The following is an 18,079-nucleotide window of genomic DNA, read 5'->3' as shown; positions in this document are numbered from 1 at the left end:
TCGCTTGCAAACCGCGGGCGTCGATCAGCTCAGGTGAGCCGAGATCAGCTTGGTCATTTCGAACATCGTGACTTGCTTCTTGCCACCGAAGATCGCCTTGAGCTTGTCATCAGCATCGATATTGCGCTTGTTCTCGGCGTTCTGCAGCTTGTTCTTCTTGATGTATTCCCACACCTTCTTGGTCACTTCGGTGCGTGGCAGCGGCTTGGCGCCGACCACTTCGCCCAGTGCTGCCGACGGCGTCAACGGCTTCATGAAGGCGGCGTTGGGAGTGCGCTTTGCTGCGGGCTTCTTGGCGGCGGGCTTGGCAGCCGGTTTTGCTGCGGCTTTCTTGGGGGCTGCCTTGGGTGCGGCTTTCGGAGCTGCCTTGGCTGCCGGCTTGGCGGCGGGTTTGGCCGCTGCCTTTGGCGCAGCCTTCGGTGCTGCGGCTTTCGCGGCAGGCTTAGCTGCCGGTTTTGCTGCCGGCTTGGCGGCGGGTTTTGCTGCTGGCTTCTTTACTGCGGCTGCTGCTTTTTTTGCTGTGGCCATCTGAAAGACTCCTCACAAGAATGAGATGAATGCGTCAATTTACGCACCGCTAATAGTGGTGCTCTTTGCACGGCCATGCAAGTATTTTTTGGCAGATTTCCGGATGAAATAACCAGGAAACAACGAGCCGCTCCGACCCGGCGTCAAGCCGCGCCGGTAAAGGGATCGCGGCGGATGCCGGCAGGTCGTGGAAGGACCCCTCGCGTGCGGTTTGCGAGGCTGCCCGGAAGATGAAAAAAGGACATGACCGCAGCCGCGCGCGAGGGCATCTGCCAGTGATCCGGAGAGGGGAGGAAATGCGGGGGAGGAATACAGCGGGGAGGGGGCAGGGCAGCGGGAAAAGGCAGCAGGAAGATCGTGCGGAAAATGCCTGGTGCCAGCCGCAAAGCCAGCACCAGCAAGGGATTCCGGTGATCAGGTCAGCGCATGCCGCCGGGCAGCATGCCCTTCATGCCGCGCATCATCTTCATCATGCCGCCACCCTTGAGCTTTTTCATCATCGATTGCATCTGCTCGAACTGCGACAGCATGCGATTGACTTCCTGCACCTGTACGCCGGCGCCGGCGGCGATGCGGCGCTTGCGGGTAGCCTTGATCAGCTCCGGCTTGGCGCGCTCCTGCGGGGTCATGGAATTGATGATGCCTTCCATGCGGCGCACCTGTTTCTCGGCCTGGTCCATGTTGGCGTTGCCGGCTGCGGCCTGCATCTGCGCCGGCAGCTTGTCCAGCAGGCTGGTGAGTCCGCCCATCTTCTTCATCTGCGACAGCTGGGCCTTGAAGTCATTGAGGTCGAACTTGCCGCCGCCCTTGATCTTGTTGGCCAGGCCTTCGGCGGCTGCCATGTCCACGCCCTTGCGGGCTTCCTCGACCAGGGCCAGGATGTCGCCCATGCCCAGGATGCGGTTGGCCATGCGCGAGGGGTCGAAGGCTTCCAGACCGTCCAGCTTTTCAGCCACACCGGCAAACTTGATGGGCTTGCCGGTGATGTGACGCACCGACAATGCAGCACCACCGCGCGAATCACCATCCAGCTTGGTGAGCACCACGCCGGTCAGCGGCAGGGCGTCGCTGAAGGCCTTGGCGGTGTTGATGGCGTCCTGGCCCAACATGGCGTCGACCACGAACAGGGTCTCGATGGGCTTGATGGCGGCGTGCACGGCGCGGATTTCGTCCATCATGGCCTGGTCGATACCCAGACGGCCGGCAGTGTCGACGATCAGCACTTCGTGGTGATGCTTCTTGGCGTAGTCCAGCGCCGCCAGGGCGATATCGACCGGCTTGTCGGTCGCCTGGCTGGGGAAGAAGTCGGCACCGGCCTGGCCGGTCACCGTCTGCAGCTGGCCGATGGCGGCCGGGCGATAGACGTCGGCCGATACCGTCAGCACCTTCTTCTTGGTGGTTTCGCGCAGGTATTTGGCCAGCTTGCCGACGGTGGTGGTTTTGCCGGCACCCTGCAGGCCTGCCATCAGGATGATCGCCGGCGGCTGGGTGGCGAAGTTCAGTTGCGAGGCTTCCGGGCCCAGATCGGCGCCCATCAGGCTGGCCAGTTCGCGCTGTACCACGCCCACCAGGGCTTGGCCGGGAGTCAGCGAGCCGATGACTTCCTCGCCCAGGGCTTTTTCCTTGACCTTGGCGATGAATTCGCGCACCGCCGGCAGGGCCACGTCGGCCTCCAGCAGGGCCAGGCGCACTTCGCGCAGCATCTCGGCGGTATTGGATTCGGTCAGTCGCGCCTCGCCGCGCATGGTTTTGACGACTTTGGCGAGGCGTTGGGTCAGGTTGTCTAGCATGGTGATATCTGCAAATGAGTGGATGGCCGCGGGCCAGGACTTGAGCGGCAAGGTGGTGCCGCAGGCGACGGGCAATCCTGCATTTTAACCGAAGAGCCCTGCTGCGCCCGCGTCTGCAAGCCGGCCTGCAGGCCCAGATGGGGCTGCTACGTAAAATTAACAGCTTGTACAGGACGTCCTCTTTGTGTATACATGGGCGCTGAATTTCCGAGCGCAAATAATAATCAAGGCCAGCCGCCATGCAGCGGCGGCCAACGCCATCGAGACAGCCGGCGCGGCATCGCCGCCGCCGGCCCGCCGCATCAATAACGATACACACAAGAGGAGAGAGGAAATGCACAAGAAACTGATCGCCCTGGCCCTGCTGGCAAGCGCCGGCTTTGCGACCGCCAGCCATGCCGCAGACGATGTGATCCGACTGGGCAACCTGAAGTTCGCCCATTATGGTGCGGTGTCCTACATCAAGGAGATCGCGCCCAAGTGTGGCATCAAGGTCGATGAAAAGGTCTTTGCCAAGGGCCCCGACGTGATGCAGGGCATCCTGGCCGGCGAGCTCGACGTGGGTACCACTGCCTCGGAAGCTGCCATCTCGGGCCGCGCCAACGGCGCACCGATCTACGTGGTGGCCGGCTTCGCCAAGGGTGGCGCGCGCCTGGTGGCGGGCAAGGACTCGGGCATCAAGTCGGTCAAGGACCTGAAGGGCAAGAAGGTCGGTGTGACCCGCGGTGGCATCCATGAAGTGCTGCTGGATGCCGAGCTGGGCCAGAACGGCCTCACGCCCAAGGATGTGACCATCGTCTACCTGGCCTTCGCCGACCTCAACCAAGCCCTGCTTGGCAAGAACATCGACGCCATGATGCAGAGCGAACCGCAATCCTCGCAGGCCATCAACAAGGGTTTCGGCGTGGAAGTGATGAAGCCCTACGACACCCCGATCGGCGAACCCTACCGCACCATGGTGATGACCGAGAAGTTCTACACCGAGAAGCGCCCGCTGGCCGAGAAGTTCATGCGCTGCTTCCTGGAGGCGACCAAGACCTTCATCGACAAGCCTGAAGTGGCCGAGAAGTACGTGCGTGAAGTGATCTTCAAGAACCAGATCACCAAGGAAGACTTCTACGACGCCATCGGCAATTCTCCCTACGCCTACGACATCACTGTCGAGCACATCCAGGTCACCACCGACACCATGGCCAAGTACGGTACCGGCAAGATGGCCAAGCCGCCCGTGGCCAAGGATTGGGTGAAGACCGATCTGCTGGAGCAGGCCAAGAAGAGCATGAACCTCAAGTAAGAAGGGGAATCCTGCATGGCAAAGAACAAGAATGGCAGCTTCCTCCAGGGGTTGCTGGTGCCGCTGGTGGTGATCGCCCTGTGGGAGGGGGCCTCCCGCGCCGGCTGGATCAACCCGCAGATCCTGCCCTCGCCGTGGGCGGTGCTCAAGAAGTGGGGCGAATACGCCTCGCCGCTGAAGCCCTATGACCCCGAGGCCGGCAGCTGGCTGGCCTGGGTGTTCTCGGGTGAACTGGTGATGGACGCCATCGGCAGCCTCTATCGCGTGGTGGCAGGCTTCCTGATCGGCGCCGGCCTGGCCTTGCCGCTGGGCCTGCTGATGGGGTCGAGCCAGCGCATCTATGGCCTCATGAACCTGACGGTCCAGGTGATCCGCCCGATTCCGCCGATTGCCTATATCCCGCTGGCCATCCTGTGGTTCGGGCTGGGTAATCCGCCGGCCTTGTTCCTGATCTCGCTGGGGGCCTTCTTCCCGGTGCTGATGAACACCATCGCCGGGGTGCGCCAGGTCGACAGCATCTACCTGCGTGCCGCCCGCAACCTGGGCGCCAGCCAGTCCACGCTGTTCCTGCGGGTGATGTTGCCGGCAGCGGTGCCCTACATCCTCTCGGGGGTGCGTATCGGTATCGGCACGGCCTTCATCGTGGTGATCGTGGCCGAGATGATCGCGGTCAGCAATGGCCTGGGTTTCCGCATCATGGAAGCGCGTGAGTATTTCTGGTCGGACAAGATCATCGCCGGCATGATCACCATCGGCCTGCTGGGTCTGGCCATCGACCTGGGCATGAGCCGCCTCAACAATTACATGCTGCGCTGGCATCGCGGGCTGGAGAACTGACATGAACCAAGCCAATTCTTCGCCCCGCATCCGCGTGCAGGGCGTGCACAAGATCTTCAAGACCGATGACCGCGAAGTCGTCGCCTTGAAGGATATCAACCTGGACATTCCCGACGGTCAGTTCGTCTGCCTGCTGGGACCGTCCGGCTGCGGCAAGTCCACCTTGCTCAATGCCATCGCCGGCTTCGCCCTGCCGTCCACCGGGGAAATCCTCACTGATGGCAAGGTGGTCAGCGAGCCGGGGCCGGATCGTGGCATGGTGTTCCAGGAATATGCGCTCTTCCCCTGGATGACGGTGGAGCAGAACGTCGCCTTTGGTCTGGAAATCAAGGGAACGCCCAAGGCCGAGATCGTCCAGCGCGTGACCCAGTTGCTGGACAAGCTGGGCCTGATCGACTTCCGCACCCGTTTCCCCAAGGATCTGTCGGGCGGGATGCGCCAGCGGGTGGCGATCGCCCGGGTGCTGGCGCTGGATTCGCCCATCATGCTCATGGATGAGCCCTTCGGTGCCCTGGATGCGTTGACCCGTCGCAACCTGCAGGACGAATTGCTGCGGATCTGGGATGAGTTCAAGAAGACCATCGTCTTCGTCACCCACAGCATCGAGGAAGCGATCTACCTGGCCGACCGCATCGTGGTCATGACCTACCGTCCCGGTACGGTCAAGCGTGACATGCTGGTGAACCTGCCGCGGCTGCGCGATCCGGCCGATCCCGACTTCAATGCCTTGAAGCGTGAACTGGGCCAGTTGGTGATGGAAGAGCAGCAGCGCCATCACAATGCCGAGATGAAGGCCGCGGCCGTCGACTGAGGGCCGAGGTACTCCTCTGGACACGGCAGGCCAGTCCTGCCGTGTCGCATTTGCGGGGACCATCCGCACGGTTTGTCTGACCAGGCGCAACCGGGTCGTCGGCCGAGATAGTGTAAACTTGGGCGATGCAAACTTATTTTTTCATCCTGGCTGCGCTGCTCTACCTGGCATGCGCCTTCATGCCCTCGCAGCGGCGCATGCCGATCTCGCTGGGCATCGTGGTTGGCTGGATGCTGCATGGTGGGGCACTGCTGTCGGACATGTTCGCGCCCGACGCCGTGCGGGTGGGGTTTGCGGTCATGCTTTCTTCCACGCTGTGGATTTCGGTGGCCGCCTACTGGCTGGAAAATCGCAATTTCTCGCTCGACAGCATGCGCGTGCTGGTGCTGCCCGTGGCGGCACTGTCGGTGATCCTGCCCAGCGTCTTCCCCGGCAACCTGGTGGCGCTGGCCGGCAAGTCGGACTGGTTCCTGGCGCATATCGCCATCTCCATCCTGGCCTACAGCACGCTGACCATTGCTGCCTTCCATGCGGTGCTGATGGTATTGCAGGAGTCGCGCCTGCATACCCGTCCCGGGCCGACTGCCCAGGCCAGCTGGTTCGGCCTGGCGCTGGATCGGCTGCCGGCGCTGCTGACCATGGAAAAATTGCTGTTCCGCCTGATTGCCTTCGGTTTCGCGTTGTTGACGCTGACCGTGCTATCGGGCGTCGTCTTTTCCGAGCAGTTGTTCGGGACGCCATTCCGGTGGGACCACAAGACGGTCTTCACCATGCTGTCCTGGCTGCTGTTCGGCCTGCTCCTGGCCGGCCGTCGCTGGCAGGGATGGCGGGGGCGGACTGCGCTCAGCTTCACGCTGGCCGGCTTCGCCATCCTTTTATTGGCTTATGTGGGCAGCCGGTTCGTGCTTGAAGTCGTGCTGCATCGGGTACTGACATGAAATATCTGATCTGGCTGGTCGTGTTGCTGGCCGTGGTGGTGTGGTTCCAGCGCGCCAAGAAATCCATGCTGGCCGGCAATGACGCGGCCGGCGAGGGCGAGGCGGGTGCCGAACCCGGCATGCCGCGCCCCAAGCCCTCGCGTTTCCGGCGTCGCACCGACAGCAATGTCGAGACCATGGTCCAATGCGCCCATTGCGGCATCCATTTCCCCGCCTCGGAAGCCGTGGTGCATGCCTCGGGCGCCTATTACTGCTCGGAAGAGCATCGCCGCCTGGCCTCCTTCTGAGCCATGAGCGTACCCATCACCGAGGCCGATACCTGGAGTACCTGGGATATCGACGACGAGGGCTGGTGCCGACAAGCCCGCCGCGAGCCCTCGCCCAACTGCGATGAGCGGCCGGCTGGCGTGGTGACGGATCTGCTGGTGATCCACAACATCAGCCTGCCGCCCGGCCAGTTCGGTGGCCCTTATATAGCAGACCTGTTCTGCAACCGTCTCGACTTCGATGCCCATCCCTATTTCGACCAGTTGCGGCCGCTGCGGGTCTCGGCGCATTTCCTGATCCGTCGCGACGGCGAGGTCGTGCAGTTCGTCCCCGCTCACCGCCGAGCCTGGCATGCCGGGGTATCGGTCTTCGATGGCCGCGAGCGCTGCAATGACTTTTCCATCGGCATCGAGCTGGAAGGGACCGACTTCGAGCTCTTTGCCGAGGCCCAGTATCCGGTCCTGGCGAAGCTGTCCCAGGCCCTGGCCACCCGCTATGGCCTCACCTCTGTCGCCGGTCACGAACACATCGCGCCGGTGCGCAAGACTGATCCTGGTCCCTGTTTCGACTGGGACCGCTATCGGGAGGAAATGATGAAAATCATTAACGGGGCGCAATTGCGCTTCCCTCTTGGGCTACACAAAAGTCAAGCTTCCACGGACGAAAAATTCTAGAAATAGCGGTTGCATCATCAAAGTGGCGCCACTAGAATTAGTCCCAATCGATGTTTTGATACTAGATGTAGTGTTCTGGTGAACTTATTTTTGTACAAGGGTCTTCATCCACAGATGGCCCGTTTCGGCAGTGCTTCAGAAGGTGAAAGACCCACGAGGCAGTAACCAAGTACGACAACGCCCGCGGTTCATCCTTCTTTTATTTCCGTCGTTCCACTCATCAGGTTCAAGCAGTTTTTGCGTCAGCATGAATGTCCACGCAAGGGATAGTCATTGTGCGGCGCTTCCGTCGTTTTCCAATCCCTGCAGCCGGGATTGAATTGTTTAGTTATTAGCAACGCAGGCGATCACCCCGCTCGTCTGCTCCATGTATCCAGGAGGCTAAGTGCGCTCAACCCAAGAAATTTCCGTCAAATCGCCTGCCCCGTTTGGCGTGTCCGCCGAGCTGGAAGGCTCCGCTGAAGGCCAGACCGTCGTATCCCAGTCCGCTGGTCTGGGCGAATACCGCATCATCCGCCGCAACGGCGCCGTGGTCGGTTTCGAGCCCTCCAAGATTTCCATCGCCGTGACCAAGGCCTTCCTGGCCGTCAACGGTGGCCAGGGCGCGGCCTCGGCGCGCGTGCGCGAGATGGTCGAGCAACTGACCGCCAACGTGGTGTCGGCGCTGGTGCGTCGCCAGCCCGCCGGCGGCACTTTCCATATCGAAGACATCCAGGACCAGGTCGAACTGGCCCTGATGCGCTCGGGCGAGCATGACGTGGCCCGCGCCTACGTGCTGTACCGTGCCAAGCGCATGGAAGAGCGCGCCCAGCAGGGTGCCGCCAACAAGACCGAAGTGGTCGCCCCGCAACTGCACGTGACCGAAGATGGCCAGAGCCGCCCGCTGGAGATCGCCGAAGTGCGTGCCCTGATCGACGCCGCCTGCGTCGGCCTGGACGGTCATGTCGATGCGGATGCCATCCTCGCCGAGACCGTCAAGAACCTGTACGACGGCGTGCCCGTCGAAGAGCTGTACAAGTCCGCCATCCTGGCTGCCCGCGCGCTGATGGAAAAGGACCCGGCCTACAGCCAGGTGACTTCGCGTCTGCTGATGCATACCATCCGCAAGGAAGTCTTCGGCAAGGAAGTGGCGCAAGCCGATGCACCGGCCGAGTACCTGGAATACTTCCCGCAATACGTCAAGAAGGGTATCGACGCCGAGCTGCTCGACACCAAGCTGGCCCAGTTCGACCTGGCCAAGCTGGCTGCTGCCATCAAGCCCGAGCGCGACCTGCAGTTCGGCTACATCGGCCTGCAGACCCTGTATGACCGCTACTTCCTGCACATCAGCGGTACCCGCATCGAAATGCCGCAGGCCTTCTACATGCGCGTGGCCATGGGCCTGGCGCTCAACGAGATCGATCGCGAAGCCCGCGCCATCGAGTTCTACGACCTGCTGTCGTCCTTCGACTTCATGAGCTCGACCCCGACCCTGTTCAACTCGGGTACCCTGCGCTCGCAGCTGTCCTCGTGCTACCTGACCACCGTGGCCGACGACCTGGACGGCATCTACGAAGCCATCAAGGAAAACGCCCTGCTGGCCAAGTTCGCCGGTGGCCTGGGCAATGACTGGACCCCGGTGCGCGCCCTGGGCGCCCACATCAAGGGCACCAACGGCAAGTCGCAAGGCGTGGTCCCCTTCCTGAAGGTGGTCAACGACACCGCCGTGGCGGTCAACCAGGGCGGCAAGCGCAAGGGTGCAGTCTGCGCCTACCTGGAAACCTGGCACATGGACATCGAGGAATTCCTCGAGCTGCGCAAGAACACCGGCGACGACCGCCGCCGCACCCACGACATGAACACCGCGAACTGGATTCCCGACCTGTTCATGAAGCGCGTGATGGAAAAGGGCGAGTGGACCCTGTTCTCGCCGTCCGACACCCCGGACCTGCACGACAAGTTCGGCCGTGCCTTCGAAGAAGCCTACACCGGCTATGAAGCCAAGGCCGCCCGCGGCGAGCTCAAGCTCTTCAAGAAGGTCCAGGCCAACGACCTGTGGCGCAAGATGCTGTCGATGCTCTTCGAGACCGGCCACCCCTGGATCACCTTCAAGGATCCTTGCAACATCCGTTCGCCCCAGCAACACGTGGGCGTGGTCCACAGCTCCAACCTGTGCACCGAGATCACCCTGAACACCAACGACAGCGAAATCGCGGTCTGCAACCTGGGTTCGGTGAACCTGCCGGCGCACCTGGTCAATGGCGAGCTGGACCATGCCAAGCTGCAAAAGACCATCCGCACTGCCATGCGCATGCTGGACAACGTCATCGACATCAACTACTACGCCGTCAAGAAGGCCCGTGACTCCAACCTGCGTCACCGTCCGGTGGGCATGGGCATCATGGGCTTCCAGGACTGCCTGCACATCAAGCGCGTGCCGTACGCCTCGATGGACGCCGTCGAGTTCGCCGACCGCTCCATGGAAGCCGTCTGCTACTACGCCTACATGGCATCCACCGAACTGGCTGAAGAGCGCGGCCGTTACGCCTCCTACCGCGGTTCGTTGTGGGATCGCGGCATCCTGCCCCAGGACTCTCTGAAGCTGCTGGCGCAAGAGCGCGGCGGCTACCTGGAAACCGACACCACCGAGACCCTGGACTGGGCTGCCCTGCGTGCGCGCATCGCCGAACACGGCATGCGCAACTCCAACTGCGTGGCCATTGCGCCCACGGCGACCATCTCCAACATCATCGGCGTGTCGGCCTGCATCGAGCCGACCTACCAGAACCTGTATGTGAAGTCGAACCTGTCGGGCGAATTCACCGAAATCAACGAGTACCTGGTACGTGACCTGAAGGCCCGTGGCCTGTGGGACGAAGTGATGGTCGCCGACCTCAAGTATTTCGACGGCAGCCTGGCCAAGATCGACCGCATCCCGCAAGACCTGCGCGACATCTACGCCACCGCCTTCGAAGTGGACCCGTCCTGGCTGGTGGAAGCCGCCTCGCGTCGCCAGAAGTGGATCGACCAGGCCCAGTCGCTGAACATCTACATGGCCGGCGCCTCCGGCAAGCGTCTGGACGAGACCTACAAGCTGGCCTGGCTGCGCGGTCTGAAGACCACCTACTACCTGCGCACCATCGGTGCCACCCACACCGAGAAGTCCACTTCCCGCGCGGGTGCATTGAACGCCGTGGCAGTCGACGGCGGCGCCGGCAGCATGGCTTCGGCCGCGGGCAATGCGGTTCCGGCCGCACCCATCGCCTCGGCTGCCACCGCTTCGGCGGCCTACGTGATGCCGACTCCGGGCGCTTCCATCGAAGCCGACGGTCCGGTCTGCACCATGCGTCCGGGCGACGCCGGCTTCGAAGAGTGCGAGGCCTGCCAGTAAGCAACCCGGGTGGGGGCCGGGATGGCCTGCCGATGAGGATGATCAAGGTCGTCCGAGATGCCGGCAGCTACACTGTCCCCCAGCCCCACCCAACCTAGTCGGCGCATCGCGGTGAACTTCACCGGATGCGCCGTTGTCACCTGATAGATACCCGGAACTCCGCCGAGCCAGTGTCACCGGCCGGCAGCTCCCGACACAGTAAAGAGGAACCACAGATGCTTTCTTGGGATGATGAAGCCAAGCCGACCCAGGCGCCGCGCACTCCGAACATGGCGCAGCCGCAGTTGCAACCTGCCTTCGGCAACGTGCAGCAGTCCAATGCTGCGCTGAACCCGGCGCTCATGGCCGGCAAGGCCGACGCGGTCGATACCACCCGTCGCGTCAACGCTGCCGACAAGCGCATCATCAACGGCCACACCGACGTCAACCAGTTGGTCCCCTTCAAGTACAAGTGGGCCTGGGACAAATACCTGGCCGGCTGCGCCAACCACTGGATGCCGCAGGAAATCAACATGCAGCGCGACATCGAGCTGTGGAAGAATCCGAACGGCCTGACCGAGGACGAGCGTCGTCTGGTCAAGCGCAACCTGGGCTTCTTCGTCACTGCCGACTCGCTGGCCGCCAACAACATCGTGCTGGGCACCTATCGCCACATCACTGCACCCGAGTGCCGCCAGTACCTGCTGCGCCAGGCCTTCGAGGAAGCCATCCACACCCACGCCTACCAGTACATCGTCGAGTCGCTGGGCCTGGACGAAGCCGAGATCTTCAATGCCTATCACGAGGTCGCTTCGATCCGCGACAAGGACGAGTTCCTCATCCCCTTCATCGATACGCTGACCGATCCCGAGTTCAAGACCGGCACGATGGAGAATGACCAGAAGCTGCTGAAGTCGCTGATCGTCTTCGCCTGCATCATGGAAGGTCTGTTCTTCTACGTGGGCTTCACGCAGATCCTCGCACTGGGTCGACAGAACAAGATGATGGGCGCGGCCGAACAGTACCAGTACATCCTGCGTGACGAATCGATGCACTGCAACTTCGGCATCGACCTGATCAACACCGTGAAGATGGAGAACCCGCACCTGTGGACTCCTGAATTCCGCGAAGAGATCAAATCGTTGTTTTTACGCGCGGTGGAGTTGGAATATCGTTACGCAGAGGATACAATGCCGCGAGGCGTGCTCGGGTTGAACGCCACCATGTTCAAGGGCTACCTGCGATTCATCGCAAACCGCCGCGCACAGCAAATCGGATTGGACCCGCTGTTCGCACAAGAAGAAAATCCGTTCCCGTGGATGAGCGAGATGATTGATCTGAAGAAGGAGCGCAACTTCTTCGAGACCCGAGTCATCGAATACCAAACCGGGGGCGCGCTGAGTTGGGAATGACGTGCAGTCTCGAAGTACTCTTCCGCGAGACAGGATGCACAACGGTGGTCGGGTAGCTTGCAAGATACCCAGCCGCTGAAACTGAAAGGCATACGCCAAATTAATGAACAGTCAGAGACCGAACCATTCTTCTCTGTTATCGCCGCTTAACCCCATCGTGTCGGGTCAGGCGGCTTTTCCTTTGAAAAACGCCGAAGTTTTTCAGGAACGCGATTCCGACGCTAGCGTTTGAACACGCTGGCGTTTTTTTTGGTGTCGCGCCTGCTCCCGTAGTCGACTTCATCCTGCGCCATTGCGCGGGCACTACCGGAGGGGCGTCGCCAAGATAGCTGAAGCGCTGCATAGGTGAGGGGATGCAGCAGTTCAGCTGGTGCCGAATTCATTAGCGCAAGCGACAGGCTGCTTGTGCCGATGAATAACCCGCCCGCGTCATCGCGATGTCGCTTGCGGGTTGCTTATATCAAGCTTGATTTTTTCCATTCACGTGAAGAAGGAGAAACAAAATGGCAACAGCAGCAAAGAAGCCCGCGGCCAAGAAGCCGGCGGCAAAGAAGGCAGCAGCCGCTAAGGAAACCACCAAGAAGGTCGTCGCGGCTACTGCCAAGAAGACCGTAGCGAAGGCCGCCGCCAAGCCGGCCGCTGCCAAGAAGGCAGCCGCTCCGAAGGCAGCAGCCAAGAAGGTTGCAGCTCCGAAGGCAGCCGCCAAGAAGGTCGCCGCTCCGAAGGCAGCAGCCAAGAAGGTTGCAGCTCCGAAGGCAGCAGCCAAGAAGGTTGCAGCTCCGAAGGCAGCAGCCAAGAAGGCAGCAGCACCGAAGGCAGCCGCCAAGAAGGTTGCAGCACCGAAGGCAGCCGCAAAGAAGGTCGCAGCTCCGAAGGCAGCCGCCAAGAAGGTTGCAGCTCCGAAGGCAGCAGCCAAGAAGGCAGCAGCACCGAAGGCAGCCGCCAAGAAGGCAGCAGCACCGAAGGCAGCAGCCAAGAAGGTTGCAGCTCCGAAGGCAGCAGCCAAGAAGGTTGCAGCTCCGAAGGCAGCCGCCAAGAAGGTCGCAGCTCCGAAGGCAGCAACCAAGAAGGTCGCAGCCCTGAAGGCAGCCGCCAAGAAGGTTGCAGCTCCGAAGGCAGCCGCCAAGAAGGTCGCAGCGCCGAAGGCAGCCGCCAAGAAGGTTGCAGCTCCGAAGGCAGCCGCACCGAAGGCAGCAGCTCCGAAGGCAGCCCCCAAGAAGGCCGCCGCTCCGAAGAAGGCAGCCGTCAAGCCGGCAGCTGCAGCACCGGCCGCCAAGACCGTGCTGAACCCGGCCGCCGCATGGCCGTTCCCGACCGGCGCTGGCCGTCCGTAAGATCGGCGCGCGTCCCGTCTGAGTCCTTCAGACGAAAAGCCGCTGTATGGCATGCCGCCATGCAGCGGTTTTTTTATACCCGCATTGCGGGCCGCAAGGCTCTGGCAATCACGAGGGATGGCACAATATATGAAGGATCGTGCATGCCCGCCTCTGCTCCCACCTCTGCTTCGGTGCATGGCGTGAGGATTGCACCGATGTCGCATGCACTCTAGTATGTGCCCTGCCTCTCACTGATGGAGAACCCTGTGCTGCATAGTATTTTCACGATGATCGTCAATGCCGTTGCCAGCATCCTGGCCGGTGTCATGCTGCTGCGTTTCTGGATGCAGGTCGTGCGCGTGCGTCCGCCGCAATCGGTGGGCCAGTTCGTCTACCAGCTCTCGGACTGGCTGGTACGCCCCCTGCGCCGGGTGCTGCCGGGCGGGACCTATGACTGGGCATCCCTGCTGGGCGCCTTCATCATCGTGCTGCTGTCCATCATCGCCATCCTCGGACTGCAGACCAATTTTGATTTCAAGCTCATCCTGCTCATCGCGCTGGAGCGCTTCTTCGAATGGATCTGCTATGGCTTCATGGCCACGCTGATCATCGAAGCCATCTTCAGTTGGGTCAATCCCTATGCGCCGTTGGCGCCCTTCGTGCGCGCGCTCAACGAACCACTGCTGCGCCCGCTGCGCCGTATCATCCCGCCACTGGGTGGCGTGGACCTGTCGCCGCTGGTGCTGCTGATCCTGCTGCAGATCGCCGTGCGGGTGGTCAGCGGCCTGTTGTTCGGGGCGGTCTGACGATCCTCGTTGATCATCGCTGCGACGAAAAAAGAGCCGGACTTGTCCGGCTCTTCTGTTTTGTAGCGCTGCGCCGGGGCATCGAAGACACGGCGGGCATCATCGTCATTGCCCCGGTCAGCGTTTCTGCCGGTCCGCCCACTGCTGCAGTGCCTGCATCGTGTTTTCCACGTGCTTCTCCGGATTCATGTCGGTGTATTCGTAGAGGATGGCATGGTCGGGTGTGATCACGTAGGACGTGCGGCTGGCATAACCGGTCACCTTCATGAACTGCGCGTCATAGGCCTTCATGATCTTCTTGTCGACATCGGCCGCCACGGCGAATTTGCTGCGGCATTCGCTGACCGAGAACTTGTTGAGGGTCTCGATATCGTCACCGGACACGCCAATCACCGTCGCCCCCAATGTCTTGTAGCGATCCACTGCCTCGGCGAAGAGGTGGGCTTCGATGGTGCAACCCGAGGTGAAGGCCGCCGGGTAGAAATACAGCACCACCGGGCCCTTCTTGAGCGCGGCCGAGAGCGAGAAGGTCGAGACCTGTCCACCCAGCGAGGCCGGCGCCGAAAACTCGGGGGCCTTGTCGCCGGGTTTGAGTGCCGCCAGCGCCAGCGGTGAAGCCAGCGTTGCCGCCAGCAGCGCGCCGCCGGCAATCAGGCTTCGCAGGAAGAGACGTACCTGGCGCGGCGAGGATGAATGGTCTGGCATGATCGATCTCCTGGTCTGTCTTGCGAATGGCCTGTGCAGAGGCGACGTGCGTTCCGGTCTCAACCGAAGCGGTAACCGAAAGCCTTGTGGAAGCGCTCTTCGATCTCGGCACGCGTGGGTGCATGGTTCTGCGGACCTTGCGACGCGATCTTGATCGAACCCATCAGGCTGGCCAGGCGACCGGTGGTTTCCCAGTCATAGCCTTCGGTCAGACCGTACAGCATGCCGGCGCGGAAAGCGTCGCCACAGCCGGTGGGGTCGGCGATGCGGTCAGCCGGTACGCAGGGGATATCGAACTTCTGGCCAGCTACGAAGATTTCCGCGCCCAGTTCGCCGCGGGTGACCACCAGGGCCTTGGTCCGTTCGGCGATCTGCGTCAGCGTCAGCCCGGTACGGGCCGTGAGCAGCTCGGCTTCGTAGTCGTTCACGGCGACATAGGTGGCCAGGTCGATGAAGTTCTTCAGGTCATTGCCGTCGAACATGGGCATGCCCTGGCCCGGATCGAAGATCAGCGGGATGCCGAGTTCGGCCGCCTGCTGTGCGTGCTGCAGCATGCCGTCGCGACCATCCGGCGCCACGATGGCGAACTTGACCGGGCCGGCATCGGCGACCTTGTTCTCATGCGACCAGGTCATCGCGCCCGGGTGGAAGGCGGTGATCTGGTTGCTGTCGGCATCGGTGGTGATGAAGCATTGCGCGGTGAACGAGTCCTCGATCTGGCGCACGCAGCGGGTGGAGATATCCAGTGCCGCGAAGCGTTCCATATAGGGTGCGCTGTCCAGGCCGACGGTAGCCATTACGATGGGCTCGCCACCCAGCAGCTTCAGGTTGTAGGCGATGTTGCCGGCGCAACCGCCGAATTCGCGACGCATGGTCGGAACCAGGAAGGATACGTTGACCTTGTGCAACTGGTCGGCCAGCAGTGCTTCGGCAAAGCGGCCCTCGTATTGCATGATGTTGTCGTAAGCGAGAGAACCGCAGATGAGTGAGCTCATGGAGATGGCCGCCGGGAAAAGTGAATGATGCCGCATTGTAGAAGAAAAGCGGCACGCAGGCAGCACCTCACGGTGCAAGGACAGGCCGGAGACAGGGCCGGATCAGGGATAGAACAGGTAGATGCGATACCCCGACACCAGCGCATCCTTGAGCTCGAAGTTGAGCTTGATCTGGCGCTCGCTGTCAGCGGCCAGGCCGCTGTCAATCAGGCCGGCATCGGCGAGATAGTCGCGTGGACGGAAGACCTTTCGCACCACGGCCTTCTCGTCATCGTTGTTGAGAGTGAGTTCGATGTGCGGCCAGGCCTGGGCGCTGGTGCCGCGATTGCGCATCACGATGGACAGCGCATAGACGTTCTGGTTGGGCGGTACCACCTGCAATTCATTGGATTCCAGCGAGAGCCGGTCGATTTCGGCCGGTAATCCCACCGTGCAATGCAAGGCGACGCACATGCCATTGAGCATGGGGCGCAGCACCGGCACCGAGGCCGCCAGCGAATTGCGCCAGTAATAGAGCGATTGCAGCAGCAGCACCGGCACCATCACGCCGGCCAGCACCATCATCAGCATCTTCATCGCATGGCCGACGCGCGCCTTGCGCTCGGCACGCTTGACGAAACCGGGCTCGTCGGCCGCCTGCTGCTCATCAACGGCAGCGTGATCCTGGTTTTCCAGGCTCTCTTCGCGCTCGATCGGCGCGGACTCGACGTCATGCGTGACATCTGCCGATGCTGGCGGCGTTTCATTGTCGATCCTGAAGACGGCCGCGACCTCGGGCGGTGCCGCCAGGTCTTCAGCCGGGTCGGAGGAGCGACGTAGCAGGGCGCCGGTATCGAGGTCTTCGTCCGCGGCAGGCCCGGTCTGATCCGGCTTGTCGTTGTCCACAGGCTGGGACAGCTTCAGGGGCGCGCCGAGATCGGGGATATAGCCCGGGCTGGCGGGGGAGCGGAACACCTTGGGTTCCGCGATCAGCGGAATGGCGGCCGTGGTCGGGGGCGCCGGAGTTGCCGGTGTCGCTGGGGTCTCCGCCATCGGTGGTGCTGCTTCTGATACGGCAGGTGCCACCGGCAGCCTGACCTCGGGTAGCGGGTCGGGCTGGGTCTGGAAAGAGGGGGAGGCCGAGGGCGGGTTGCGCCTGGCTGTGATGGCGGGCGCTGCTGATGCAGTGGCCGCTGCAGGGAGTGCGCCGGCCTGCGCCTTGCTGCCCGGAATCGGCTGGTAATGACCGTCGGCGATGCTGGGCTCGACCAGGAACTCATTACCGTTGAAGACTTCGCGGCAACTGCCGCAGCGTACCAGTCCGTTACGCAGCTTGAGCTGGTCGCTGGCGACCCTGAAGATGGTCAGGCAGTGCGGACACTGGGTCGCCAACGCCATGGATTACTCCGGCAGGCGGCCTGCCAGCGCCACCCAGCCTTCATGCTCCGCCCATACCGAGAGCGTGATGTAGGGTGCATAGGCGGCGATGACCTCCGTGGCCTGGCGCGCCAGCACGCCCGACAGCACCAGGGACCCGCCGGCACGCACGCGGCCAGCCAGCATGGGCGCCATCAGTTGCAGCGGGCCGGCCAGGATATTGGCGACCACGACGTCGAACTTTTCACCTTCCGGGTAGGCCTGGGCGAAGGGTTCTGGCAGATAGTAGGTCGCGCTGCAGTGATTGCGTTCGGTATTGTGGTGGGCGGCTTCCAGCGCCTGCGGGTCGATGTCCACGCCAATGACCTGGGGAACGCCGATCTTGGCCGCGACCAGCGCGAGGATGCCCGAGCCACAACCGTAGTCCAGCAGGGTGCGGGCACCGGCGGCATTGCTTTCCAGCCATTCCATGCACAGCCGGGTGGTCGGATGGCTGCCAGTGCCGAAGGCCAGACCGGGGTCCAGTTCCAGCACCAGGGCATCGGGATCGGCCGGCGCTTCGTGCCAGCTCGGCACGACCCAGATACGCTGGCCGATGTGGATGGGCTCGAACTGGGATTGCGTCAGGCGCACCCAGTCCTGCTCTTCCACGTTACGCGTCGCAAAGGGCAGGGCGTAGTCCAGGCCGATGGCCTTGGACGCATCGGTTACGATGGCGGCGTGGTCGGCATCCTTGCCGGCCAACGCTACCACGCGGCTGCGGTCCCAGGCGGCTTCCTCCGGCTCCATGCCGGGTTCGCCGAAGAGCGGACGCTCGGCGTCCGTCCCTTCGTCCGCATCTTCCACCGACACCGACAGGGCGCCAGATTCCATCAAGGCGTCGGACAGTGCCTCCGCCTCTTCCCGCGCCACTTCGATGACGATTTCTACCCAAGCCATATGCCTGCCTTTGCTGTTGCGTGATGTTGCGCGTTGTTGCTTGTTGTTGCGATTGGAGCGTG

At 62.4% G+C, this 18,079-nt stretch carries 16 protein-coding genes; 10 read left to right on the top strand and 6 right to left on the bottom strand.

What is annotated here, in order from left to right; all coding sequences use genetic code 11:
* Window positions 1-24: 24 nt before the first annotated feature.
* Window positions 25-528 (bottom strand): SWIB/MDM2 domain-containing protein, encoded by a 504-nt coding sequence (locus HWE04_RS11515; RefSeq protein WP_077235781.1) that lies wholly within the window; start codon window positions 526-528, stop codon window positions 25-27.
* 419 nt (window positions 529-947) lie between these two features.
* Window positions 948-2,318 carry a signal recognition particle protein gene (ffh, locus tag HWE04_RS11510; RefSeq protein WP_241812491.1) on the bottom strand — a complete coding sequence of 457 codons (1,371 nt, stop codon included), beginning with the start codon at window positions 2,316-2,318 and terminating at the stop codon, window positions 948-950.
* A 334-nt stretch (window positions 2,319-2,652) separates the two neighbouring features.
* Between ffh and HWE04_RS11505 the strand changes: the two genes are divergently transcribed.
* From HWE04_RS11505 to HWE04_RS11460, 10 genes are all read left to right on the top strand, one after another.
* Window positions 2,653-3,612: an ABC transporter substrate-binding protein gene (locus HWE04_RS11505; RefSeq protein WP_077235780.1), complete on the top strand. Its 960-nt coding sequence runs from the start codon at window positions 2,653-2,655 to the stop codon at window positions 3,610-3,612.
* A gap of 15 nt (window positions 3,613-3,627) precedes the next feature.
* Window positions 3,628-4,449, top strand: a complete 822-nt coding sequence (locus tag HWE04_RS11500; RefSeq protein ID WP_006713230.1) for an ABC transporter permease — start codon at window positions 3,628-3,630, stop codon at window positions 4,447-4,449.
* Window position 4,450: 1 nt separating this feature from the next.
* Window positions 4,451-5,260: an ABC transporter ATP-binding protein gene (locus tag HWE04_RS11495; protein ID WP_241812490.1), complete on the top strand. Its 810-nt coding sequence runs from the start codon at window positions 4,451-4,453 to the stop codon at window positions 5,258-5,260.
* A gap of 125 nt (window positions 5,261-5,385) precedes the next feature.
* The gene (locus HWE04_RS11490) at window positions 5,386-6,198 is read left to right on the top strand and encodes a cytochrome C assembly family protein (RefSeq protein WP_006713233.1); all 813 of its coding nucleotides are present in this window, start codon (window positions 5,386-5,388) and stop codon (window positions 6,196-6,198) included.
* Window positions 6,195-6,485 (top strand): PP0621 family protein, encoded by a 291-nt coding sequence (locus HWE04_RS11485; protein ID WP_006713235.1) that lies wholly within the window; start codon window positions 6,195-6,197, stop codon window positions 6,483-6,485. Before HWE04_RS11490 ends, HWE04_RS11485 begins: the two co-directional genes overlap by 4 nt.
* Before the next feature lie 3 nt (window positions 6,486-6,488).
* Window positions 6,489-7,139, top strand: coding sequence for a 1,6-anhydro-N-acetylmuramyl-L-alanine amidase AmpD (gene ampD, locus HWE04_RS11480; RefSeq protein WP_241812489.1), 651 nt, complete (start codon window positions 6,489-6,491; stop codon window positions 7,137-7,139).
* A 385-nt stretch (window positions 7,140-7,524) separates the two neighbouring features.
* Complete coding sequence (locus HWE04_RS11475; protein ID WP_241812488.1) at window positions 7,525-10,509, top strand: ribonucleoside-diphosphate reductase subunit alpha; 2,985 nt, start codon at window positions 7,525-7,527, stop codon at window positions 10,507-10,509.
* 215 nt (window positions 10,510-10,724) lie between these two features.
* Window positions 10,725-11,900, top strand: a complete 1,176-nt coding sequence (locus HWE04_RS11470; protein WP_006713240.1) for a ribonucleotide-diphosphate reductase subunit beta — start codon at window positions 10,725-10,727, stop codon at window positions 11,898-11,900.
* Between the two features lie 503 nt (window positions 11,901-12,403).
* Window positions 12,404-13,234: a histone H1-like DNA-binding protein gene (locus HWE04_RS11465; RefSeq protein WP_241812487.1), complete on the top strand. Its 831-nt coding sequence runs from the start codon at window positions 12,404-12,406 to the stop codon at window positions 13,232-13,234.
* A 248-nt stretch (window positions 13,235-13,482) separates the two neighbouring features.
* A complete protein-coding gene (locus HWE04_RS11460) occupies window positions 13,483-14,022 on the top strand; it encodes a YggT family protein (protein WP_006463601.1) in 540 nt (179 codons plus the stop codon).
* A gap of 117 nt (window positions 14,023-14,139) precedes the next feature.
* On the opposite strand, the gene HWE04_RS11455 is transcribed toward HWE04_RS11460, so the two are convergent.
* From HWE04_RS11455 to prmA, 4 genes are all read right to left on the bottom strand, one after another.
* Entirely contained in the window at window positions 14,140-14,727 is a 588-nt protein-coding gene (locus HWE04_RS11455; RefSeq protein ID WP_241812486.1) for a peroxiredoxin, read from the bottom strand.
* A 59-nt stretch (window positions 14,728-14,786) separates the two neighbouring features.
* The gene (locus HWE04_RS11450) at window positions 14,787-15,722 is read right to left on the bottom strand and encodes a carbohydrate kinase family protein (protein ID WP_077235773.1); all 936 of its coding nucleotides are present in this window, start codon (window positions 15,720-15,722) and stop codon (window positions 14,787-14,789) included.
* Between the two features lie 102 nt (window positions 15,723-15,824).
* Window positions 15,825-17,099 (bottom strand): DUF3426 domain-containing protein, encoded by a 1,275-nt coding sequence (locus tag HWE04_RS11445; RefSeq protein WP_241812485.1) that lies wholly within the window; start codon window positions 17,097-17,099, stop codon window positions 15,825-15,827.
* Window positions 17,100-17,102: 3 nt separating this feature from the next.
* Complete coding sequence (gene prmA, locus HWE04_RS11440) at window positions 17,103-18,017, bottom strand: 50S ribosomal protein L11 methyltransferase (RefSeq protein ID WP_241812484.1); 915 nt, start codon at window positions 18,015-18,017, stop codon at window positions 17,103-17,105.
* Window positions 18,018-18,079 lie beyond the last annotated feature (62 nt).

Origin of the sequence: Herbaspirillum sp. C7C2, assembly GCF_022627865.1 — a bacterium.
GTDB classification, from domain to species: domain Bacteria; phylum Pseudomonadota; class Gammaproteobacteria; order Burkholderiales; family Burkholderiaceae_D; genus Herbaspirillum; species Herbaspirillum frisingense.
The sequence above is the reverse complement of the archived record's forward strand: the minus strand, read 5'-3'. Positions and strand labels throughout refer to the sequence as shown.